Genomic DNA, 23682 nt, shown 5'->3' on the forward strand with positions numbered 1-23682 from the left:
TTGGGGTGCAGTTCACATTGCTAGTGGTTTTTTCTTTATTTACGCTTACGTGCGATTAAGTGAATCGGAGTGCCTTCAAAAGTGAATGCAGAACGAATTTGATTTTCTAGGAAACGCATGTATGAAAAATGCATCAACTCTTCTTCGTTAACAAAAATAACGAAAGTAGGTGGCTTAACAGATACCTGTGTAGCATAGAATATTTTAAGGCGTTTGCCTTTATCTGTTGGCGTTGGGTTAATTGCAATAGCATCCATGATGACATCATTTAGCACCGCTGATGAGATACGTCTGTTTTGACTTTCGCTGATGCGTTTGATCAAATCAGGCAATTTATTCAGACGTTGTTTTGTCAGCGCTGATACAAAGATGATTGGAGCATAAGACAAGAATTGGAACTGGTCACGAATGTCAGCTTCCCATTTGGCAACAGTATGGTTGTCCTTATCAAGGGTATCCCATTTGTTAACAACAATAATCATCCCTTTGCCAGCTTCATGAGCAAATCCTGCAATGCGTTTATCGTACTCGCGGATGCCTTCTTCAGCGTTAATCACCATCAAAACAACATCTGAACGGTCAATAGCACGCATGGCACGCATGACTGAATACTTTTCTGTGTTTTCATAGACCTTACCAGATTTACGCATCCCTGCGGTGTCAATCATGGTGTACTCTTGACCTTCGGTATCCACAAAATTGGTATCAATAGCATCACGTGTGGTTCCAGCAATAGGGCTTGAAATGACACGATCTTCACCTAAAATAGCATTAATCAAGCTTGATTTACCAACGTTTGGACGACCAATCAAACTAAAACGAATGATATCATCATTTTCTTCGACTTCTTCGATTGGAAGGTTTTCCACAATCGCATCCAACACATCTCCTGTTCCAATACCGTGAACAGATGATACTGGGAAGGGATCTCCTAAACCAAGTGAGTAGAAATCATAAATATCATTACGCATTTCTGGATTATCTACTTTGTTTACGACTAAAATAACTGGCTTATTGGTTCGATACAAAATACGTGACACGTACTCATCTGCGTCTGTAACACCTTCTTTGCCTGATACAACAAAGACAATTACATCTGCTTCTTCCATTGCGATTTGAGCCTGGTGCTTGATTTGTTCCATAAAGGGTGCATCAACGTCGTCAATGCCTCCTGTGTCAATTAGTGAAAACTTACGATTAAGCCATTCTCCTGTTGTGTAAATACGGTCTCTGGTAACACCTTCGACGTCTTCAACAATGGAAATACGCTCTCCTGCAATTCGGTTAAATAGTGTGGACTTGCCAACATTTGGACGTCCAACAATGGCAACTGTAGGTAAAACCATGATTCTCCTTCTCTTATATAATCGGTAATCGATTATCGTTTGTAACATTTTAACGACGATTGGCGCCTTCTAAGTGACATTCTCTCGCCAAATAACGGACACGTTCCATCACTCGTTTGGCTTGCCAGGTTTCATCGTTTCCCTTGATATGAGACCATTTTTTCTCTAAATCAGCAAAACTATAATTTGAGGTGAAAAAAGTCGGCAAATCTTCCAACATGCGATGTTGCAAAATAACTTGTAAAACCTCATCTCGCACCCATGAGGTGGCTTGTTCAGCACCAATATCATCTAGAATCAAAACTGGCACTGTTTTGACAGCATCAATCTCCTCTTTGACAGACCCGTTTGAAATGGCGTTTTTGACATCAATGGCAAAGCTTGGAAAGTGCAGCAAGGTAGTGGAAACATCTTTTTTTTCAGACAATTCATGAGCCATAGCAGCCATAAAGTAGGATTTCCCAATCCCCATATCTCCATATAAATAAAGACCTTTTTGGTCTGGTGCGGGATAACTCTCAACAAAATCCAAAATATCAGAAAATACTTGCATACGACTGGCATTGTTAACATCAATCTCAGATAATTGAATTTTACGGTAAGACTTGGGCAAGTTGACCAAATTAATCCGCTCAGATATGGCGAGCTGTTTTTGCTGCTCGATAAGCTCTTTTGTCTCTAAGTAAGAAACATCTGCATACCCTTCATTCATTACCAAGATTGGCTGATAGCCTTTCGCAACATAAGACGGATCTTTTGTTTGATATTTATGACGCTCTACCAAAAATTGGTTAAATTTAGATAGGCTAAGGGTTATCTCGTCTTGGGATAATTGATGGCTCGTGATAAAGTCAGCCACCTCTGTATCCGCTAGGATTTTTTGAGCCAGTTGATTGCTATCGAATCGAGACTTTCCTGCTAGCTTTGCCATCGCTTTTCCAATTTTTTCCATCTAATCACCACCTTTTTTGAGGTTTTCAAGCCTTCGTAACGCTGCTTGTTTGAATTGATCGAGCTGAACCTGTTCTTCTTGACTGGTGTTTTCTTGATAATCTGGATTGCTCCACTTAGGCACGTTTGACACCTGTGTTTTCTTACTTGTTGAGGATTCTTTTCGTTCTGCAAAGGCACGTAATTTCAAAATAGCATCTTCTGCAGTTGTGACGCCTTGATAAGAAAAATCATTAGCAATTTTCAAAATATAACTTTTCTTGAGATTGGCTGACTTGGTCTTATTAAATGTGTACAAGACCATAATGTTAATGACCTCATCTAAAAGATTCATCTCTGCTAAGCTCACTAAAAGATTTTCTTCATCCTTAGTCACACTTGCCTGCCTTGCTTTTTTTATTTTAGCTAAAAATAGAGCTGGGGTAGAACTTTTGGCTTCTCTCAAAATAACTTGCTCAGGCGGTGAAAAAACAGTTGTTTCTTTTGGTTTATTGGCCTGATTTTTTTGCTGCAACATACGTTTTGGTCTTATCTTTCCACCAACCGCAGTATCCTTAGCCAAGTGATAAGTCTCAAACCAAGTCATGCCATATTGCTCAGAAATACTATACAGGTCAATCACATCTTGATTGTCATCTTCAAACTGCAGACCATCACGATTCATTAAGTTTTTAAAACTATCTAGATCAAACTGGTTTTTTGTTTTTGCTACCGATTTTGTTTTGGGAGAAATACCACCAAAGACATCTGAAAATTTTTTAGAAATGTTTTTAGCCTGACTGGGAATAACAATTTGCAGCTCAGAAAGCGCTAAATCGCCAATTTTTTGCTCTAACAGGCGACTATAAATCGGATTATTGAGAAAAGCTTCATTGCCAAGCGGCGGGTTTAATTTTATGAGATAGCCGTCTGGCAGTTGGTACAAGACTAGTAAATCAATAGCGGTCAACATTACCAAAGCATCCTCTAGTCTCTTAGAACCAAATTGCAAATGATTAAGGATATCCCCAAACTTGTGTGCCTGCGCGCCATCATCAAAAAAATGAATCAAATACTGGTATAAGTTTACGGCATCAGCTCCAATAATTGGAAAGTACAACTGCATCAGACTGCTTGAATCGTATTGAAACTTGTTGTGTTTCACATAATAAAATGCATCAATCGGTTTCATCATTTAGACTACTCTTTTTTTTACCACGAACACGATTTGTGATTTGCTGCAATAATTCTTCAATCTCATCAAGATCTTTAAAACTCTTGTAGACACTAGCAAAACGCACATAGGTAATCTCATCAAGCTCTGCTAATTCTTCCATGACGAGATTGCCAATCACACTACTTGAAACTTCATTTTCGTAGGTTGTGCGGATTTTTCGCTCAATGTCCGCAATCAGATTTTCGATGTCTGTGCTAGAAACAGGGCGTTTTTGAGCGCTTTGAACAACGCCATTTAAAATTTTCTCTCTAGAAAACTGTTCCCTTGTCCCATCTTTTTTGATGACCAGTAACGGAAGGTCCTCAACGCGCTCAAAAGTTGTAAAGCGGGCATGGCATTGCTCGCACTCTCTGCGACGACGGATGGTATTGCCATCTTCAGCCTGCCTGCTGTCAACAACACTTGATTTATGATAATTACACTTCGGACAACGCACGCAAACACCCCAATTCTATCAGATTAAACTAGTACTCTATTTTACCATATTTCCAAGGATAACAAAAGTATAATTCACCCTGCAGTCGTAACTAATGAAAAAGCAATCAGCCTCTTGTCAATATAAAAAAGACATAGCCATTAGGTAAACGACTACGTCTTTTGGTATCACAGTTCCGTTTCATCACTGTCATCAGATAAAGGAATGTGTAAAATAAAGACAGATCCCTTGTTTGGTTGGCTTTCAACTTCCATTTTCAAGTGATAACCTTCCACAATTTGCTGGAGAATGGACAAACCAATTCCTAGTCCAGCCTGAGTACTGGTCCGATTGCGTGACTTATCTGTTCGATAAAAGCGCTCAAAAATATGCTGGATATCTTCTTGCGAAATCCCCTCGCCTCGGTCTTTAACCTTAACAATTGCTTCGGTGTCTTCATTAATCAAAACTTCGATTGAAATTTTCTTTTCTTTTCGAGAATACTTGACCGCGTTGTCAATTAAAATCATCAGAGCTTGTTCAAAATGATTTTTGTAAATTTTAGCGCGAGTTGCTTTTTGTTGAGAATGCCATTCGAATTCAAAATCTTCTCTCAACACTCGGAAATTCCCCACAACCATGTCAACAGACTCTTCAAGGATTGTCCTGTCCTTTTGGTGTCCTTCAAAGGACCCTTGCACACGAATCATATCCAGCATATCATTAATCATGATTGCCATACGATCAGCTTCATGCGCGGTAGCATTAAGACTTTCTTCTAAAATTTCAGCATCGTCCTTGCCCCAGCGCTGTAAAAGCCCAATATGGCCTTTGATAATAGCAACTGGCGTTCTCAATTCATGACTGACATCGCTAATAAAGCGAGACTGCAATTTTGTATGGTTTTCAACTTTGTCTAACATGTTGTCAAAAATAAGAGACAACTCCTCAATCTCATCGCCAGACGAGATATCTGACCGCAAGTTGAGATTGTTTGGGTTTTTTGAAATGTTTCGCATGACATCATGCAGGTTTTTGAGTGGTTTCAAAAAGCGACGTGTTGATACAAGAATAATCATGTACGCTAAACTTGTTCCAAACAACTCTATAATCAGCAACCATAAAAGCAAGCGAGCCCTAATCATATAGTAACTCTCTAAATCATGAAAAACTTGGACATAACCCACAAGTTTTCCTGTTTTTTTAGAGTAAACCCGCTGAGTCATTGAAAATCCTCTATATTGGTCTTCAATGTGATCCTCAAAAACACGGCCAACAGGGCCGGTCAATCCAGGTGACGATTCTTCGTCATCTGTTGTGAAAATCATCTGCTTTTTAGCGTTGTAAATGTAAATATCTTGATTCGCATCAAGGGTATTTGTGATGTCTCGTTCACTTCTGATAATCCTACTGCCACTAGCGTCATCAATGCGCAAATGCGTTTTATCGTTTTTATACAGCACTTCTGCCAGGTTTTCTAATGTAAAATCAGTATCCACCTCAGAAAGGCGAACCCTGACCACATTAACAGCTTGAAATACCGATTGTTTTTCTTCTTTTAGCAAAAAATAATTTGTAGACGTATAGGCAACCAGTGTAAATATGGAAAAAATACAGAAAAAGAGAACGAAAAAAATGTTGGACAAGCGTTTAGGCAAGGTTTTCCCACATGGATTCTTTTTCTTTTTTTTCTTGGTCATTTAGTTACTTCTCACGGATAACGTAACCCATCCCACGAACGGTTTGGATGTATGATTCTTTTCCAGGAATATCAATTTTGCCTCGTAGGTAACGAATATACACATCAACAACATTTGTTTCTACTGCTTCGTCATACTTCCAGACATTAGATAGCAGTTCTTCACGCGTCATTACACGGTTCATGTTTGTCATCAAAATGTTTAATAAATCGTACTCACGTTTTGTCAATGAAATCTCGTAATCCCCACGATTAACAGAACGGTTTTGCGGATTTAAAACAAGGTCACGGTAAATCCCTTGGTTAGGCGATTTTTTCTCTGATTCGATATCTTGACGACGGAAAATCGCACGAATACGAGCTAATAACTCTTCGATAGCAAATGGTTTGACAATATAATCGTCAGCACCACGGTCTAATCCTGCAACAACATCCATAATCGAATCACGCGCAGTCATCATCATGATGTAAGTTGTCTTTTCTGACTGCAGACGGCGAGTCACTTCAAACCCATCCATCTCAGGCAGCATGAGGTCTAACAAAATCAAGTCAAAGTCTCTCTCTAAGGCTGTTTCTAACCCCTCACGGCCATTCACTTCGACAGTTACCTCGTAACCTTCATGTTGTAATTCAAGCGAAACGAATCTAGCTAGATTCTTTTCGTCTTCAATAATTAAAATTTTCTTTGTCATTTATACCAATCCTTATTTCTCATTGTGCTGATACGCTTTGAACAGCTATTAAGATGTATTTATTTTTGTTGTGGTCCAAATATTCTCATTTAGACCATTATGTTATTAGCAAACCGCCACTGCTACATGACTTTTTGCTGTTATATTAGTTAACCAGTAACTAATACATAGGAGTACCACATTCTCTAAAGAGTATACCAAAGAATGGCAGCTTTTTCAAATAAAAATTAAAGATATATTTAATATTCAGTTTTATTCATCAAACAAGCCTTGCAATCCTGCAAAAGGATTGTTATCTTTTTCTTGTTCAGCTTTGAGTAATGCGTACTGCTCCTCAGTTAAAACGGCCCAATCTTGACCAGCTGGTAAATCTTGTGTCTTTTTTTCATCCTCTGTCAAAACTTGCAAAGGAATAGCCAATAAGATATTATCCACGATACTCTCTTCAATGTCAATCTTATCCTCTGATAAAATCAGCACCAAGTGCTCATCGACAAGATCTTGTTTGCTAGCGCTGGCATGTGATTCTACAAATAACTCATGAATATCTTGCTCTTGTCTCAGTTCGACAGGTTCCATAGACCTACTTGAAGGTAAGGTTAACTGATAAGTGAGTCGATAGTCTAACAAGAACAAGCCATCATCGAATTGCACTTTTCCTGTTGCTCTGACTTGTTTAATGTCTATAATAGTTTGGTCACGCTCTAACAACTTTTCTTTGACATCGTACTCTTGGTCAATGCGAATGCCGTCGGCTTGTTTTTTTATTTCTGAAAGTAATAACATCATTTCTCCTTCTTCATTAACTTGTGACTGAGGCCTTACTCTCAGGTCAGCCTTTCATTTTTAAATGTAAAAAGCGAGAGTTGAGCAAATCCCAAGCCCTCACATGTTTTTTAGTCTTTCGATTCTATCCTCAATAGGAGGATGAGTGCTGAAAAGCGAACTCGCTTTTTTCTTTTTTCTAGGGTCACTGATGTACAAAGCTGCGCTAGCATCATCAACCGGCTTAGACATTGGTTGCGATTGGCCTAGTTTTTCTAAGGCGCTAATCATGCCAAATGGATTTCTGGTCAATTCGACTGCACTCGCATCTGCCAAGTATTCTCTTTGTCGTGAGATTGCCAACTGTACTAAGGAAGCTGCAAGTGGCGCTAATATCAAGGATAGTAATGAAAAAATCAGCATGATAGCTCCAAAGCCGTTATCGTCTCTGTTATCACTACGCTTTCGACTGCCACCGCCGTACCACATCATTCGACCGCCAATGCTCGAAATCATTGTAACAGCACTTGCTAAAGCGACTGCAATCGTTGAGATGCGAATATCATAATTGCGAATATGACTAATCTCATGTCCGATGACACCTTCCAATTCTTCGCGATTCATCACCGCTAACAAGCCAGTTGTTGCTGCGACTGCAGCATTTTGAGGGCTAGATCCTGTTGCAAAGGCATTGAGAGACGGATCGTCTATGATGAAAACTTTAGGCATCGGAATTTGTCCTACCAAAGCCATATCTTCGACAATATGATAAAAATCTGGCGCATCTTCTACGGTGATTTCTCTAGCATTGTTCATTCCCATGACTAATCTAGTTGATTGAAAAATCATGCTCACAGCGTAGATAACTCCTATGATTAGAGCAAAGGCAATTCCCAGTTGGTAACTTTCAAGCAACATATAGCCTGCAGAAGCACCAATTGCAGCTAACAAGATAAAGAAAACGATTAGCAGAATAACTGTTTTTCGCTTGTTTTGTGAAATCTGATGATAAAGCATTTTTCTCCTTTCGTTTCAGTATCTAACCGACTTAAAACTGAAAATCAACCTTTGGAACTGCTTTTTCCGCTTCTGGCGTTTGTAAGAAGTCACTTGGTTTAAAGCCAAAGAGTTTTCCGACAATATTGCTTGGGAAAGATTCTAATTTGACATTGTATTGTGAAGTGGTTGTATTAAACAATTGGCGAGAATAAGAAATTTTGTTTTCAGTATTGGTTAATTCTTCTTGTAATTTCAAAAAGTTAGTATTTGCCTTTAAATCAGGATAATTTTCCGCCACTGCAAATAAATGAGTCACTTGTCTACTTAACTCATTTGATGCAACCATGGTTTCTTGAGGTGTTGTTGCATTAGCAACACGGGAGCGTAGGTTCGTAATTTTTTCAAATGTTTTTTCTTCGTAACTCGCGTAGCCTTTGACAGTCTCAATAAGATTTGGAATCAAATCGTGACGACGTTTCAATTGGACATCGATTTGGCTCCATGCCTCCTTGGTGTGCATTCTGGCTTTAACAAGGCTATTATAAGTCACCATTAACCATAGGGCTAGAACTCCTAAAATCACTAAGACGATTAAAAATGTTGGCATATTGTTTCTCCTTTAATCTATTGTCTCAATTATAGCAATTTTCGAGTTAATAGCAAGCTTTGACAACTGATTTTAACCCGCTAGTATCATTTTGTTATCTTGACTTTTATGTTAAAATGGTAGCAATAATCGAAATTAGAGGACTAACATGACACCAAACGACTTTTATCTCGCTCTCGAAGACGCGGGACTGCCCCTAAGCGCAACTCAAAAAAAACAGTTTGACACCTATTTTAAGCTCTTAGTGGAATGGAACCAAAACATCAATCTCACAGCCATTACCGAAGAAAACGATGTTTACCTAAAACATTTTTATGACTCTATCGCACCAATCTTGCAAGGCTTTATTGCTAACCAACCAATTAAACTGTTAGATATTGGAGCTGGGGCTGGTTTTCCAAGTCTACCTATGAAAATCATTTTCCCCAATTTAGACGTTACCATTATTGATTCGTTAAATAAACGCATTCAATTTTTGACCCTTTTAGCAACAGAATTAGGTCTAGAAAATGTGCACTTTTATCATGGTCGGGCTGAAGACTTTGGTCAGGATAAGGGCTTTCGTGCACAATTTGATTTGGTGACAGCTAGGGCAGTAGCACGCATGCAAGTACTGGCTGAGTTGACTGTTCCCTTTTTAAAGGTCAACGGTCAAGTAATTGCCCTAAAAGCCCAAGCTGCAGACAAAGAGTTGGACGAAGCAAAAAATGCTCTCTCGCTCTTATTTGCCAAGGTCACCACAAATCATCACTACGAATTGCCAAATGGAGATTCCCGCTATATTACGGTTGTGGAGAAGAAAAAAGAAACCCCTAACAAGTACCCTCGAAAAGCAGGAACTCCCAACAAAAAACCCTTGTAATATCAATAAAAAAGCTAGGAGGAACCTTAGCTTTTTACTTGCATTTTTGATATGATAGTATGAGATATTATTATGGAGGAATCATGAAACGCTCATTCATCAAATCTCTCTCAGTGACTCAGCGATTAACTTTTAGTTTTGCGATTGTCATCTTGATAGGGAGTCTCTTATTATCACTTCCTATTACCCATTACCAAAATGGGCCTGAGACGGTATACTTTGATCACTTTTTTAACGTTGTCTCCATGGTATGTGTGACAGGGTTGTCAGTGGTTCCTGTCTCAGAGGTTTATAACGGAATTGGTCAAACCATTGCAATGATCCTCATGCAAATTGGAGGGTTGGGCTTAGTCACTCTAATTGCCATTAGCACCTTTGCCCTTAAGCGTAAGATGCGCTTGAGTGACCAAACCTTATTGCAATCCGCTTTAAATCGCGGAGACATCAAGGGCCTAAAAAGTTACCTTTTCTTTGCTTACAAGGTGACGTTTACCCTTGAGGCTCTTGCCGCCTTACTAATTATGACGGATTTTATCCCTCGTTTCGGTTGGCGACATGGTATTTTTAACAGCATCTTCTTGGCAATTTCGGCTTTTTGTAATGCTGGTTTTGACAATCTAGGCTCATCTAGCTTAAAAGCATTTGCATTAAATCCAACCATCAGTTTTGTGACCACATTTTTAATTATCTCTGGAGGATTAGGATTTGCTGTTTGGGTTGACCTAGGGGTAGCCCTTAAGAAATTCTTTTTCGAAAGACCACGTTGCTACGGTTCTATCTTTAAAAGATTGTCGAGTCAATCACGCTTAGTACTGCAAACTACTCTTGTGATTCTCACTTTAGGTACAATTGTTTCGTGGTTTCTCGAAAAAGACAATCCTAAAACCATTGCCAATTATCACTTTTTGCAGCAAATCATGGTTTCTTTTTTCCAAACAGTAACCATGCGAACTGCTGGCTTTGCGACTATTTCTTATAACGATACGTTAGCACCAACCAATATCCTCTACATGATTCAAATGATTATCGGAGGCGCTCCAGGTGGAACCGCCGGAGGAATCAAAGTGACCACAGCTGCCATTACCTTCTTGCTGTTTAAAGCCGAACTTTCTGGCCAATCCGAGGTGACTTTCCGCAATCGCATCATCGCAAATAAAACCATTAAGCAAACCATGACCGTTTTGATTTTCTTCTTTGCTGTTTTAATGACTGGCTATATCTTATTATTAAGCGTTGAGCCTGCGATTCCTCCTATCCCTCTCTTGTTTGAGTCCATCTCAGCTATTGCAACTGTTGGGGTTTCGATGGACTTGACCCCTCAATTATCAACAGCAGGGCGTCTAATTATCATTGTATTGATGTTTGTTGGCCGAGTCGGCCCTATTACCGTGCTTATTAGTTTAATTCAACGAAAAGAAAAAACCATTCAATATGCCACTACTGATATTTTAGTGGGTTAAGGAGAAATCATGTTAAAAAGAAAAACTGTTGGTGTACTTGGTCTAGGAATTTTTGGCCGTACTGTAGCTAGGGAGCTGAGTAATTTTGAGCAAGATGTTATCGCTATCGACATGCGCGAAAGCCACGTCAAAGAAATTGCTGACTTTGTCACTAAGGCGGCAGTCGGCGATATCACCGACAAAGAATTTTTACTTGCTGTTGGTGTTGAGCACTGTGACACTGTCGTTATTGCCTCAGGTAATAACTTGGAGTCATCCGTTCTGGCTGTTATGCACTGCAAAAAACTAGGTGTTCCTACTATTATTGCCAAAGCGAAAAATAAAATTTTCGAAGAAGTTCTTTATGGCATTGGCGCAACTAAGGTCATTACACCTGAGCGTGATTCTGGCAAACGAGTCGCTTCAAATCTACTGAGACGCCACATCGAAAGCATCATTTATTTAGAGCATGGCATCTCAATGATTGAATTTGTCATTCCAAAAACCTGGGAAGGCCAGTCTCTGTCTGACTTGGATGTTCGCAGGAAATACGAACTTAATATCATAGGAATGCGTCAAAAAGAAGTCAAAACCTTAGATACCAACGTCAAGCCCTTCGAACCTCTTGAGCCCAATACAATTATTGTAGCCATTGCAAATGATCATACCTTTGAAAAATTTGATTACTTAGGTTACCTCAAATAAAAAAATGACGCTGGATAATCCAGCGTCATTTTTTTATGACTCTACTTTTTCCAAAATGCTTTTTCAGCAATGGCTGTAAAGAGAACATCTGTAGAGGAGTTTAGTGCTGTTTCACAAGAGTCTTGAATAACACCTACGATAAAACCGACACCAACAACCTGCATAGCTAAATCGTTAGAAATACCAAACAAGCTACATGCAACTGGAATCAGTAGCAATGAACCACCTGCTACACCAGAAGCTCCACATGCCGATACAGCTGCTACCACACACAAGAGCAAGGCAGTGAGAAAATCAATTTCAATACCAAAGGTATTAACCGCCGCAAGAGTTAGCACATTAATGGTAATGGCTGCACCACCCATGTTGATGGTTGCGCCTAGTGGAATAGATACAGAGTAAGTTTCCTTGCTCAATCCTAACTCCTCACACAAGCGCATGTTGACAGGAATATTAGCCGCAGAACTACGTGTAAAGAAGGCTGTAACACCTGACTCTCGCAAGCATCTAAACACAAGAGGATAAGGATTTTTTCGCATGATTACAAAGGCAAGTAATGGGTTAACCACCAAAGCCACAAATGACATGGTTCCTACTAAAAGAAGAATTAACACGGCATAATCTGACAAGATGCCGATACCATTTTCTGAAACAGTCGAAAACACTAATCCCATGATTCCTATTGGAGCTAAATTAATAATCCAAACCACAATCTGAGAAGTGACATCTGCGGCTGTTTTTACTAAGTGCTTTGTCTGGCTACTTGATGCTTTCAAAGCTAGTCCAAAGACCAAGGCCCATGCTAAAACACCAATATAGTTGGCAGTTGCTAAGGCATTGATAGGGTTATCTACCAATTTCAATAAAAGTGTTTGAAAAACTTCTCCAACTCCATGAGGAGGGGCAAACTGCGTATCAACAGGGGTATCCAGAGTCAAGGTTAAAGGAAATAGATAGTTGGTTAAAACAGCAACCAAAGCAGAAATAAAGGTTCCGAACATATACAAAAGAACAATTACCTTCATATTGGTTTGTTGGCCTTTTTTCTGATGGGAAATCGCTTGGGAAACCAAGGCAAAAACTAGTAGCGGAGCGATTGCTTTAAGCCCTCCAACAAATAATTGTCCTAGAATCCCTATAGCTGTCAATTGGGGTAACAATACTCCCAATAATAAGCCGATAACGACACCAATAGCTATTTTCTTGATCAGGCTAATCCCGATCCATATATTGATTGCTTTTTTCATTATTCGTGTCCTCGATAACATTAGATTTTTTAAATTATAATACAATTTCTCTTGTACGTCAAATCAATCTCGAGAATTTCATTAAATCTTGCAAACTTTCAGTCGACTTCGGTTGACGAGGCTTACAAATTTCGATACAATAACAATTATCATATTTTTGCGAACAATAATTTAAATTGTTAGAATTTTCAAATTTATCAATAGAAAGACTATCTAATATGAAACAAAAAAATGTATACATCGTTATTGGATTCATGCTCTTTGCCCTCTTTTTTGGAGCTGCCAATCTTATCTATCCTGCTTTTTTAGGAATTTATTCTGGGCATAATCTGTTGTGGTCCATTATTGGATTTTGCTTAACAGGTGTCTCACTCCCCCTACTCGGAGTGATTGCTGTTGCAAAGTCTGGTGCTGAGGATGTGGAAAGTTTGGCGCGACCAATCTCAAAATGGTATGCCATAGCTTATTCATCAATTTTATATTTATCAATAGGACCATTTTTTGCTATTCCAAGGACAGGTGCCACCTCTTTTTCAGTTGGTATCGCTCCAATTCTAGGAGACTCCTTCACTAATAAAGCCATCTATGCCGCTATCTTTTTTGGTTTATCTTATTTCCTTGCCATTAGACCAAGTAGGCTGGCTGAGAATATCGGTAAATTTTTAACCCCTACCTTATTGGTCATCATCTCTATTTTGGTTATTGCTTCGTTTGTCAATCCTGCAGGCGGCTATGGCGAAGCCTATAATGCTGGAGCTAGCATTAAGGATTCTTTTAAAGATTTGCCTTTTGTTGCTGGTCTCGTCCAGGGGTACGGCACGATGGATGCCTTGGCTTCTTTAGTATTTGCAGTTTTGGTTATTGAAGCTACCAAACAATTTGGTGCTAAAAACAATAAAGAAGTGACCAAAATTACGCTTATTTCAGGCGTTATTGCTATTTTCTTATTAGCCTTTGTTTATATTTTTGTCGGACGAATTGGTGCGACGTCACATTCTCTATTCCCATTTGTTGATGGTAATTTTATGCTTAACGATAAGCCTGTTGATGGTGGTCAAATCCTCAGTCATGCCTCTCGCTTTTATTTGGGTGGCATTGGTCAAGCCTGTCTCGCTATTGTAATCTTTTTGGCATGTCTCACCACATCAACTGGTCTAATTACCTCAAGTGCTGAATACTTCCATAAATTAATTCCAAGATTATCGCACATCGCATGGTCTACCATTTTTACCCTTGTCTCAGCCTTCTTTTACTTTGGTGGTTTGTCAGTTATTATCAACTGGTCAGCCCCTGTTTTATTCCTCTTGTATCCTTTAACTGTCAGTTTGATTTTTCTTGTGTTAATGCAAAAAAGCTTTGGTAACGATCCAATTGTTTATCGAACCACAATTGGTTTAACTGTCATTCCAGCACTTTATGACGCTTTATCAACCTTATCAGCAATGACACAACTCTTTACCCTACCCAAAACAGTCACTACTATCTTTGAAGAAGTTATCCCATTAGGGCAGTTTTCAATGGGTTGGATTCCATTTTCTATTACAGGTGTTATTATCGGACTGTTGATTAGAAAATCTCGTCAGCAAAAAGAAACTCGTGCCTAATACATCTTCACAAGTTTCTAGGCTCTTTCTACTGAGAGTTGCGAACAATAATATAAAAAGACATGTTTTCCTATAATACGTAGAAAAACATGTCTTTTATATCCTCTTGAGTTCTAGTGCTTTTAGCATTCTCAAAAACTCAGCTACCTCATACTAGAACAAGTACACTTTTCAAATTTCAAAAAAACACTCCTGCTTCTCATGTAATAGAGGTCAACAGGAGTGTTTTTTATGCTTCTATGAGGCAATGACTATTGTATGACTAAGGCGACTATTTTAATCGTGATTAACATACCTACTCAAGGCATCTCCAATAAATTGAATGGCAAAAATCAATACCAAAATCATTATGGTAGCTACCCAGGTTACATCGTTGTTGAAACGGTTATAACCATATGAAATCGCAACATTTCCCAGTCCACCGGCACCGATGGCACCTGCCATTGCTGTCTCACCAACTAGTGAAATCAAAGTCACTGTTGATACGCGGATAAGGTCAGGTAGACCTTCACTTAGGTAGACCTTGACAATGTCCCAAAAAGTAGCTCCCGAAGCCTGTGCAGCTTCAATGACACCTTTGTCTAGCTCTGAAAAAATCACTTGAACTTGACGCGCATAAAATGGAAAAGTCGCAACGGTTAAAGGTACTAACGCAGCTGTCGCTCCTAGGGTAGTGCCCATAATCATATAGGTCACACTAGCTAAAATCGCAATGAGGATAATAAATGGAATGGCGCGAAAAACCGAGATAACCTTGTCAAGTACCCAACAAACAGCTCTATTTTCAATAACACCACCCGGACCTAACAAAACTAAAAACAGACCAAGTATCAAGCCAATAGCCCCACCAACAATAAAAGGCACTATGGTCATGTATAAGGTGTTCCAAATAGCCAGTCCCCAACCGGCATCACCGGACCAGCCAAGCTCATATACATTTGGTAAATACGTTTGAATGATATGTGACATCTAAACTCCCCTTTTTAAAATACTAACTTCAACACCCGCTTCGTGCAGTGCTTTTTCTGCTGATTGAATATTAGAGGCTGTGCCTTCAAAAACAACAACCAGTTCTCCAACAGGGACATGATCTAAAATATTAATATTCCCATAAAGGATATTTGAGGTCACTTCGAATTGACGATAAATATGACTCATCAACGATTCTCCTGTGGAGGCCCCAGCATATTTTAATTGTGCTAAAATGGCATTTTTCGGAAGATTCTTGACAATGTTTTGCTGATGAATTTTTTCTAGTGCTTCATCAATACCAGTTGCAGTCGCAATGAATTCTTTGGTCAAGTCTTCTTTGGGATTGAAAAACATCTCTAGCACAGAACCTTCTTCAATCAAAACGCCATTTTGCATGACAGCGACACGGTTGCAGACATCCTTCACAATTTGCATTTCATGTGTAATCATGACAATCGTCAAGCCCAACTGACGGTTTAAATCTTGCAACAAAGCCAAAATTTGTTTCGTTGTTTTGGGATCCAAGGCTGACGTTGCTTCGTCTGAAATCAAAATTTTAGGATCATTTGCCAAGGCACGCGCGATGGCCACCCTTTGCTTTTGTCCTCCTGACAACTGAGAAGGATAATTATCTGCCCTATCAGCAAGCCCTACCAAGTCTAGCAGCTTTGTAACTTTGGCTTCTTTTTCAGCTTTTGATAAGCCTGAATGGCGCAGCGCAAAGGCAACATTTTCTCTAGCCGTTTTTTTAGTCATGAGGTTAAAATGTTGAAAAATCATACCAATCTCGCGCCGCTTCTCCCGCAGCGCTTTACTTGACAGTGTTATTTTTCCTTGGTCAAAGGTCACATCACCATCTACAACAATACTCCCACTTGTCGGAGACTGTAATAGATTAATGACACGAACCAAGGTCGACTTTCCTGCTCCCGAGTAGCCTACAATACCATAAATATCTCCCTGGTTAATAGTAATGCTGACATCTTTGACAGCATTAATGACACGCTTGTTTTGTTGAAATGTAATATCAATATGATTTAATTGGATAATTGCTTGATCCATAATAGTTTTATGCCTCCTTTATCAGTGTGATCATCTATTTTATCTTTGTTTCGAACTGGTCGCCACCAAAATGCCCCTCACATGCGCTCTAAGAACATTTACTGACCTGTTGGCACTAATTCTTTGATGTTGAAATCCCTTTCTGATTGTAACACAGGCACCTGTCTGATGCAAAGGCTTTTTACACTCTAATCCCGTATAAAACAAGAAAGGGCGTGTTAGACACGCCGCCTTCATCCTGTTACATCATTAAAGGAACTGTTCTACCAAACAGGGACATCTACACCATTTGATGTTTTGTCAATCACACGTTTCACATCATCGGTTTGATAAGCCTTGATTAACTTCTTAATGGCTGCGGCTTTATGAGATGTTTCCCAATTTTTTTGACCAACAATTACATTAATCCATTGTTTGGAATTCCCATCTGCTTCTTCTTTGTAAAGAGAAGTCGCAAAATCAATATTGGCAGGAATTGCATAGCTGTTATTAATAACAGCTGCATCAACTGAAGTCAAAGCACGCGCGGTCTGACTGGCACTTAATTCCTTGATATCTAATTGTTTCTTATTCTCTGAAATATCCGCAATGGTTGCCAACTGATTCCCTGAACTCTTTAGCTTGATCAAACCTGCAGACTGAAGCAAATACAAGGCTCTGCTTTCATTTGTCGCGTCATTTGGGATAGCAATTTGTGCTTTGTTAGGCAGCTCATCAACCGACGTATAGCTTGCTTTGCCAGATTGGCTAGTTCCTGAGAAAAGGTGAACTGGACTGATGTAGGTTTCAGCAATGGTGACCAAGTCTGCCTTGTTTTCTTTATTCCAGTTGCTTAAAAAGTTATAGTGCTGAAAAGCATTGACATCAACTTCACCATTTGCGACAGCCTTGTTGGGTTGTGAATAATCGGTAAACTCTTTATAAGCTAGGGTGATATTCTCTTTTTTAAGCAGTTCTTCGATTTTATCCCACCGAGCTTGGTCAGATGCCGTTTTGGTCATCACACCAATAGTCAAGGTGTTTTTATCATCTTTTGGTTTGCCACACGCCACTAATAAAAGGAGGCTGAGCGCAATTCCTACTAGACCAATGTGTTTTTTTATCGTCATATTTATGTCCTCATTCTGATTTGTTACTATGATTATTTTATCTCAAGTAGTTATAGTTTTCAAATTGGTATTTTTTAGGAAAACATATAGTTATTAACTATACCTAGACACATAAAAATTAACTAACCTCTTTTCCTTGAGATTAGTTAATAGTGATTTATTTCGAAGAAGGAATCTTCAAATCAGACGCTTTTGGAACATAGTCCCCACCTAAATGCTCCTGAGCAAGCTTGTCTAAAGTACCATCTGCGATTAGGGCTTTCACACGCTTATTCACAAAAGTCTGTAGGTCTTCTTGGTCTTGGCTAAAAATAAAATAAATAAAGGGTTGTTCACTTGTTTTCAAATCAATTGTCTTTAAATTATCCAACCCTTGATTTTTGATAATGGCATTTACCGTTGGCGCATCAAAAATTTTAAAATCTGCTTTGCCTTGACTAACATTGGTTAGCATTTGTGTTATGTTTTCATTCGTATATTTCAATGTAACAGGATTGTCAGAGTGCTCTGCATTAAAGGCTTCTAGCTGAGTCAAGGTTGTTGTCCCTTGAACAACCTGTGTTGAGTGTCCTTTGATATCTCCATAGGTTTTAATGTCGCTATCTTTAGGCACAACTAAGACAGATGGTGTGGCACCAATGGGATAAGAGAATAAATATTTAGCTGAACGCTCTTTCGTATAGGAGATGTTATTGCCTCCCATTTGATACTTTCCTGAGTCCAAGCCCGTAAAAATCGATGACCACTCGGTTTTTTTAAAATCAACCTTGTATTTAGATGAGTCTTTAAAAATAGCCTTAGCTACTTCAATATCATAGCCTGTCAGCTTGCCGTCTTTTTCATACGAAAAAGGTGCCGTGGTTCCCACTGTTGCAAAGGTAATTTTTTCTTGTTCATTTCCTTTTGCTGATGGTGTTTTGTCAGGGGAGGCACAAGCTGTCAACATAAGCGTTGCTACCGCCAATAAGCCTAAGAAACTTAACTGTGTTTTTTTTGTCATTACAAATCACTCCTTTGTTATCATAAGTCTAGTTTACCATTTTTAAGCCAAGTTCACTAATTATTCATCTCTTGTGAACTTTGATTTCAGTATAAACAACATAAAACCCACAAGCAGATGTTATCTACTTGTGGGTGAGGTAAGGATTTAACTGATTATTTTAATGCTTCTTCTTTTTATCAAATACATAAACGAGAGCTAAAGCACTTAATACGAAACTTCCCATCCATTCAACAATTCCTGTTGAATCTCCCGTTTCTGGTAAAGTAACTTCTTGCTGCATGCTGTTTTTAGGAATCGTATCATCATGAGTTTTGTGCTCATGAACAACTTCTTCGTGAGTTTCTTGATGAGGAATCGACTCCTGATAAGTGTCTTCCTCGGTTGTTTGTAAACCAGTGTTTTGACCACTCACCTCTTCTTGAGTTGATTCTTCAAAGTCGATGATTAAGGAATGTTCGTCAATCTCTACTGTCCCATCATTAGACCCTGAAACTTCGAATTGACTTGGGTAATCCAGTTCAATTACTGTCCCAGATTCAATGATTTCCTCGATAATATCCGCTGCCCCTGTCTCACCAGGTTGAGTCATATCAAAATCGAAATCAATAGGATTTGATTCAACAGTTGTTACCAAAAGCCTCTGGTAAACATAGGTAATTTCTTGTTTCTTACCTGAGACAAATTGCCCCTGTGCCAAAGAGCCATCTGAATTGACTGTTGGGTTCTCAATAGCCTGTTCGAGACGAACAAAGGTATAGCCATCTTTATCAATTTTACTGGTTTGATAGGTCTCATTAGGGGTGCCACTAATTTCTTGACCGTGCGATGTCATGTCTACAGACACAACCTCACCCATGTCATTTATGGTTTGATAAATATGGTTTTCTTGGAATGAACCTACCAATGTTTTAGGATCACGCATTTGCTTGTGATAATCATAGGTAATGGTTTGAAGCTGACCAGCGACGTAATCACCCGAGGTCACTTTAGTGGTCGGGTCAAAACTGTCTGCCTGGTCAAGGTTTTGAGAACTAATCCCTGTAAAGATAAAATCATCTTGCTCAGCGAGTTCAGCCTGGAACGTTTTTGTCCCTGGAAAATCTTCCTGAACCTGATTCGTATGGGTTAAGTTGCTTGCTTCTTCTGAGCGAATGACAGTTCCATCAGCATCCACATAGTCTATGTAGTAGCGATGTGTGTCTTGAAAACGTCCTGGTTGTTTCGCTTTTTCGTATTCGTAAGTTACTTCTTTTGTCGTATCCACTTCGAAAGATCCTTGGGCTAAACTACCATCTGGATTCACAACAGGATTATTAGTCTCTTTAGTAATTGTTGTGAAAACGTAACCGTCTTGCTCTTTTTTCTCGGTGGTATAGTAATCACTTGTTTTACCAGTTACAAGCTCTTCTGAATGCGATATTGGATTTTTTTGGCGACTAATAACATCGCCTTCAAAGTTTTTAGTGACATCATAATAATCATGATGCTCTTGGAATGAACCTACCAGACTTTCTGGGTCACGCACTGTTTTCACATAATGATAGGTAACTTCTTGCAATTGCCCAGCGACAAAGTTCCCAGTCGTTTCCTTGGTTTCAGTGTTAAAGTTATCAGCAGACTCTAAAAGCTCAACTTGAGTGACCTCATCAAATGCAAAACCTGCTAACTGACCATCTTTGCCTGTTAAGGTTTCCTTAGCAGTATAGGCTTCATCACGAAAACCTTCTTGATAACTATTGGTAAACTTCTCACCAATCACTTCTTCACGACGGATGACCATTCCGTTAGCATCCGTGTAATCAATGTAATACCTATGGGTATCCTGGAAACGTCCTGGTTGTTTGGTGTACAAGTAGCTCACTTCTTGTTTTTTCCCTGGAAGGTAGTTATCTGTAGCAACTTCACCATTAGCATGTTTTCCTTCAAGGTAATTTTTCGTATCTGGAACTGCCTTTTTAAAATCATCTGATGCTAAAACAGCTGACGTAATGCTATCCTTGCTATCTGTTTTAGGGTCAATAACTGACACATAGGTAAATCTATCATCTTCTTGCTTTTGAGTGCTAAATTGTTCGGTGTTCTTACCAACTGAGACATCACTTGTTTTTACGGTAATATCTTTTACAGAACCATCAAAATCAAGCGCTACATAAGCATGATGCTCTTGGAACCCACCTGGTGATAAAATCCCAAAGATAGCTTGTTGCGCTCCAGTTGAAGCAATATAGATACCAAAAGCATCTGTATTTTCAGAATAAATAATAGGAACTGTGCGGTAATCCTGAGCAGTTAATACTGGACCAAACCATTGTGTCCCTAGACCACCATCTGCCTCTGGAGAAATCCATGCTACTGCTGGGGTCTGGATATGTGCTGGGCGCAAGATTTTGATTTCATCATCCTGAAAACGCGTTTTTAGGGTGTCATAGTAGGTTCTAGTAACCGTTTCTTTGTCATCAATAGACCAATGTTCGGCATCTGATACTGCTAATTCTTTAGCAAAAGTTATTAATTTTGATATATGCTCAGGTTTTGACCATGTTTCTGGTAATTTTGTTTTATCTTTTGCATATGCTTTAGCATTTTCAAAAGAAACCTCTTCTCCTTCTTTTGTTTTTCCATACAAATAATTCAGTTCAATAAATTCTTCATTACCTTTTTGATGTTTGTCGCTAATAGCAACCACCTGGCTAGTATGTACGTCTTCATCTGTTGAATCGATTGGAGTCGGTTTTGACAGTTCTTTTTGTCCTGGCTTTTTACTCCACTTTTTGTCGCTAATCGTGCCTTCAAAACTAATTTCAGCTAGTTTTTTCCAGCCATCGCCTTTAGTGTTAAACAAAATCGCTTCGGAATAATTTGCTTCCTCGGCGTCTGCTGCAATTAGGGTAACTTTATCACTAGTTCCATCAGCCTTGATAAGGGTAATCTTGAACTCTGCACCAATGTTTGCTGCTTCATTGATTGAGCCCAAAACGCTATCAGGGATATTGATACTATTTTTTATACCTTCTTTATCGTAATCCACATTATCAATTTTAACACCATTATTAAGAGCATTAAAAAGATTAGACCATTTCCGATCGGCATCTCTCAGTACAATATCAGCAGCTGCACCCTTTGAAATACGACCTTTATCTTTATTATGGTCCCATAAAAACATATTTTTCGACAGGTTTTCCATATTTTCTGGAGAAATCTCTAGTTTTTGTTCAGGATGTTCGTTATTATATTTATCAAGTCTATTTTTAAACTCTTCTGTCCCTGTAAAGGGCTTAAGAGCAGTGACTTCTACTCTGATTTTAGCACCTGCTAAAAACGGATGATCTTTAATCTCTTGTTCAAAAATCATTCCTTCTTTTAAAACAGTGTGTTTGAACGTGTACTTGCCATTAGCAGGTGGCGTTTCTTCAGTTAACAAGGTGGCAGCATTGTAATCAAACCAGATTAATGACTGTTTATCATTCAAAATGCTTTTATCCAAATCAGATGTTGAACCTGTCTCAGCTGGAAGTGCTGAAACATCTGCCGCTTCCATCATCGGCTCAGCAACAACAGCTTCGCTAGGAGCTACGTTTGTAGCAACGGGCGAAGGGGGCGTTGGATCTGGGGCTGGTTCGGTTGCGGGAGCTGAATTGCTCGGGGCATCTACTGGTTTAGGAGTCAATTGCTCTGTAGGCTGAGCGATAGCTTCCTCAGCTGATATGCTTGTAGCTGTTGCCATACCGACAAGGGCAAGACCTAAAAAGACTGAACAAGTGCCATAAATTTTATTTTTCCGAATTGAAAAACGAAGGGTTTCTTTTTTAAACATTTTCTCTCCTTAAATGTCTGTGAAGGGTGAAAAAGTTTTGACAACGTCACTTGTCTCACTCTCTGATAACAACGATAATACTTTTTTCGCATCTTTTGCAACTAAAATAAAAAGCAGTACTAGACTCTAGTACTGCTTGTCCTATTGAGGATTTTTACTATTAAAGCAATTGTGCCGAAAATATCATCTCTTACTATAATAACACATTAATTAGATTTTTGAAATATTTTAGTTTTTTTAATTTAGTCGATTACAAAAAGAATTGGTCAAAAACCAATTCTTTTTATCTCTGAAAGCCTCAGAATCACATGTCTGAGACGTTATGATAAACTTTTTGGACATCGTCGTCAGATTCTAAAGCGTCTACTAGCTTTTCAAAAATGGCTAAATCTTCTCCTTCAAGGGTCACTTCTGACTGAGGAATCATTTCAAGTTCTGTGACTTGAAATTCAGAAATTCCTGATTCACGAAGGGCAACAAGCGCCTTGTGAAGATCTGTTGGTGCAGTATATACAGTGATAGTACCCTCTTCAGCTTCTACGTCATCTACCTCCACATCAGCTTCTAAGAGCAACTCAAAAATGCTATCAGCATCATCTCCTGAAAATACGATGACGCCTTTCTTATCAAACATGTAAGAAACAGAACCCGCAGCTCCCATATTCCCACCGTTTTTACCATAGGCTGTACGAACATTAGCTGCTGTACGATTCACATTTGAAGTGAGGGTATCTACAATAATCATTGATCCATTAGGTCCAAAACCTTCGTAACGACCTTCAACGAATGTTTCATCAGTGTTTCCTTTTGCCTTGTCAATAGCCTTATCAATAACATGTTTTGGCACTTGTGCTTGCTTAGCGCGGTCAATCACAAATTTAAGGGCTGAGTTGGTCTCAGGGTCTGGATCGCCTTGCTTAGCTGCAACATAGATTTCAACACCGAATTTAGCATAAACTTTTGACGTTGCACCGTCTTTAGCTGTCTTTTTAGCAACAATATTTGCCCATTTACGTCCCATTGGATTCTCCTCTTAATTAGAAATGATTTATTGAGCTCTTTTAAAATCAGTCTGGCTGATTTTAGCTTTAACTCTATTATTATAGCACTTTCAAAAAAGATAGTAAATTAGCAATATTGGCCACTGTATTATACCTTGTAGCGTTACAATTGAT

At 39.0% G+C, this 23682-nt stretch carries 20 protein-coding genes; 4 read left to right on the top strand and 16 right to left on the bottom strand.

Going from position 1 to position 23682, the window contains the following annotated elements:
* Nucleotides 1–35: 35 nt before the first annotated feature.
* From der to AKK44_RS07795, 9 genes are all read right to left on the bottom strand, one after another.
* A complete protein-coding gene (gene der, locus AKK44_RS07755; RefSeq protein ID WP_054279214.1) occupies nucleotides 36–1346 on the bottom strand; it encodes a ribosome biogenesis GTPase Der in 1311 nt (436 codons plus the stop codon).
* Nucleotides 1347–1395: 49 nt separating this feature from the next.
* The gene (gene dnaI, locus AKK44_RS07760) at nucleotides 1396–2298 is read right to left on the bottom strand and encodes a primosomal protein DnaI (RefSeq protein ID WP_054279215.1); all 903 of its coding nucleotides are present in this window, start codon (nucleotides 2296–2298) and stop codon (nucleotides 1396–1398) included.
* On the bottom strand, nucleotides 2299–3471 hold the full coding sequence (locus AKK44_RS07765; protein WP_054279216.1) for a DnaD domain protein: 1173 nt from the start codon (nucleotides 3469–3471) through the stop codon (nucleotides 2299–2301).
* Complete coding sequence (gene nrdR, locus AKK44_RS07770) at nucleotides 3455–3949, bottom strand: transcriptional regulator NrdR (RefSeq protein WP_054279217.1); 495 nt, start codon at nucleotides 3947–3949, stop codon at nucleotides 3455–3457. Before nrdR ends, AKK44_RS07765 begins: the two co-directional genes overlap by 17 nt.
* Before the next feature lie 167 nt (nucleotides 3950–4116).
* Nucleotides 4117–5628, bottom strand: a complete 1512-nt coding sequence (locus AKK44_RS07775; protein ID WP_054279218.1) for a sensor histidine kinase — start codon at nucleotides 5626–5628, stop codon at nucleotides 4117–4119.
* Between the two features lie 4 nt (nucleotides 5629–5632).
* Nucleotides 5633–6319, bottom strand: coding sequence for a two-component system response regulator CovR/CsrR (gene covR, locus AKK44_RS07780; protein ID WP_037595750.1), 687 nt, complete (start codon nucleotides 6317–6319; stop codon nucleotides 5633–5635).
* Between the two features lie 252 nt (nucleotides 6320–6571).
* Nucleotides 6572–7105 (bottom strand): YceD family protein, encoded by a 534-nt coding sequence (locus tag AKK44_RS07785; RefSeq protein ID WP_054279219.1) that lies wholly within the window; start codon nucleotides 7103–7105, stop codon nucleotides 6572–6574.
* A 99-nt stretch (nucleotides 7106–7204) separates the two neighbouring features.
* Nucleotides 7205–8101: a zinc metalloprotease HtpX gene (gene htpX / locus AKK44_RS07790; RefSeq protein ID WP_054279220.1), complete on the bottom strand. Its 897-nt coding sequence runs from the start codon at nucleotides 8099–8101 to the stop codon at nucleotides 7205–7207.
* 31 nt (nucleotides 8102–8132) lie between these two features.
* Complete coding sequence (locus tag AKK44_RS07795) at nucleotides 8133–8690, bottom strand: LemA family protein (protein ID WP_037595753.1); 558 nt, start codon at nucleotides 8688–8690, stop codon at nucleotides 8133–8135.
* Between the two features lie 148 nt (nucleotides 8691–8838).
* Here AKK44_RS07795 and rsmG point away from each other — a divergent pair, with 148 nt between their 5' ends.
* The 3 genes from rsmG (at nucleotide 8839) to ktrA (ending at nucleotide 11696) form a co-directional block, all read left to right on the top strand.
* A complete protein-coding gene (gene rsmG / locus AKK44_RS07800) occupies nucleotides 8839–9552 on the top strand; it encodes a 16S rRNA (guanine(527)-N(7))-methyltransferase RsmG (protein ID WP_054279221.1) in 714 nt (237 codons plus the stop codon).
* A gap of 83 nt (nucleotides 9553–9635) precedes the next feature.
* Nucleotides 9636–11012: a potassium uptake transporter channel subunit KtrB gene (gene ktrB / locus AKK44_RS07805; protein ID WP_054279222.1), complete on the top strand. Its 1377-nt coding sequence runs from the start codon at nucleotides 9636–9638 to the stop codon at nucleotides 11010–11012.
* Nucleotides 11013–11021: 9 nt separating this feature from the next.
* Nucleotides 11022–11696, top strand: coding sequence for a potassium uptake transporter gating subunit KtrA (gene ktrA, locus AKK44_RS07810; RefSeq protein ID WP_037595755.1), 675 nt, complete (start codon nucleotides 11022–11024; stop codon nucleotides 11694–11696).
* A 41-nt stretch (nucleotides 11697–11737) separates the two neighbouring features.
* Here ktrA and sstT read toward each other — a convergent pair whose 3' ends face one another.
* Nucleotides 11738–12943, bottom strand: a complete 1206-nt coding sequence (gene sstT / locus AKK44_RS07815) for a serine/threonine transporter SstT (RefSeq protein WP_054279223.1) — start codon at nucleotides 12941–12943, stop codon at nucleotides 11738–11740.
* Between the two features lie 218 nt (nucleotides 12944–13161).
* On the opposite strand from sstT, the gene brnQ reads away from it, so the two are divergent.
* Entirely contained in the window at nucleotides 13162–14547 is a 1386-nt protein-coding gene (gene brnQ / locus AKK44_RS07820) for a branched-chain amino acid transport system II carrier protein (protein ID WP_054279224.1), read from the top strand.
* A gap of 276 nt (nucleotides 14548–14823) precedes the next feature.
* On the opposite strand, the gene AKK44_RS07825 is transcribed toward brnQ, so the two are convergent.
* From AKK44_RS07825 to AKK44_RS07850, 6 genes are all read right to left on the bottom strand, one after another.
* Nucleotides 14824–15516, bottom strand: a complete 693-nt coding sequence (locus tag AKK44_RS07825; RefSeq protein ID WP_037595758.1) for a methionine ABC transporter permease — start codon at nucleotides 15514–15516, stop codon at nucleotides 14824–14826.
* Nucleotides 15517–16581: a methionine ABC transporter ATP-binding protein gene (locus AKK44_RS07830; RefSeq protein WP_054279225.1), complete on the bottom strand. Its 1065-nt coding sequence runs from the start codon at nucleotides 16579–16581 to the stop codon at nucleotides 15517–15519.
* Between the two features lie 263 nt (nucleotides 16582–16844).
* Complete coding sequence (locus AKK44_RS07835) at nucleotides 16845–17690, bottom strand: MetQ/NlpA family ABC transporter substrate-binding protein (RefSeq protein WP_054279226.1); 846 nt, start codon at nucleotides 17688–17690, stop codon at nucleotides 16845–16847.
* Between the two features lie 157 nt (nucleotides 17691–17847).
* Nucleotides 17848–18690: an amino acid ABC transporter substrate-binding protein gene (locus AKK44_RS07840; RefSeq protein ID WP_054279227.1), complete on the bottom strand. Its 843-nt coding sequence runs from the start codon at nucleotides 18688–18690 to the stop codon at nucleotides 17848–17850.
* A 160-nt stretch (nucleotides 18691–18850) separates the two neighbouring features.
* A complete protein-coding gene (locus AKK44_RS07845) occupies nucleotides 18851–22507 on the bottom strand; it encodes a MucBP domain-containing protein (RefSeq protein WP_054279228.1) in 3657 nt (1218 codons plus the stop codon).
* 304 nt (nucleotides 22508–22811) lie between these two features.
* Nucleotides 22812–23528 carry a YebC/PmpR family DNA-binding transcriptional regulator gene (locus AKK44_RS07850; protein ID WP_054279229.1) on the bottom strand — a complete coding sequence of 239 codons (717 nt, stop codon included), beginning with the start codon at nucleotides 23526–23528 and terminating at the stop codon, nucleotides 22812–22814.
* Nucleotides 23529–23682: the final 154 nt, after the last annotated feature.

It is taken from the genome of Streptococcus phocae (assembly GCF_001302265.1).
GTDB classification, from domain to species: Bacteria; Bacillota; Bacilli; order Lactobacillales; family Streptococcaceae; genus Streptococcus; species Streptococcus phocae.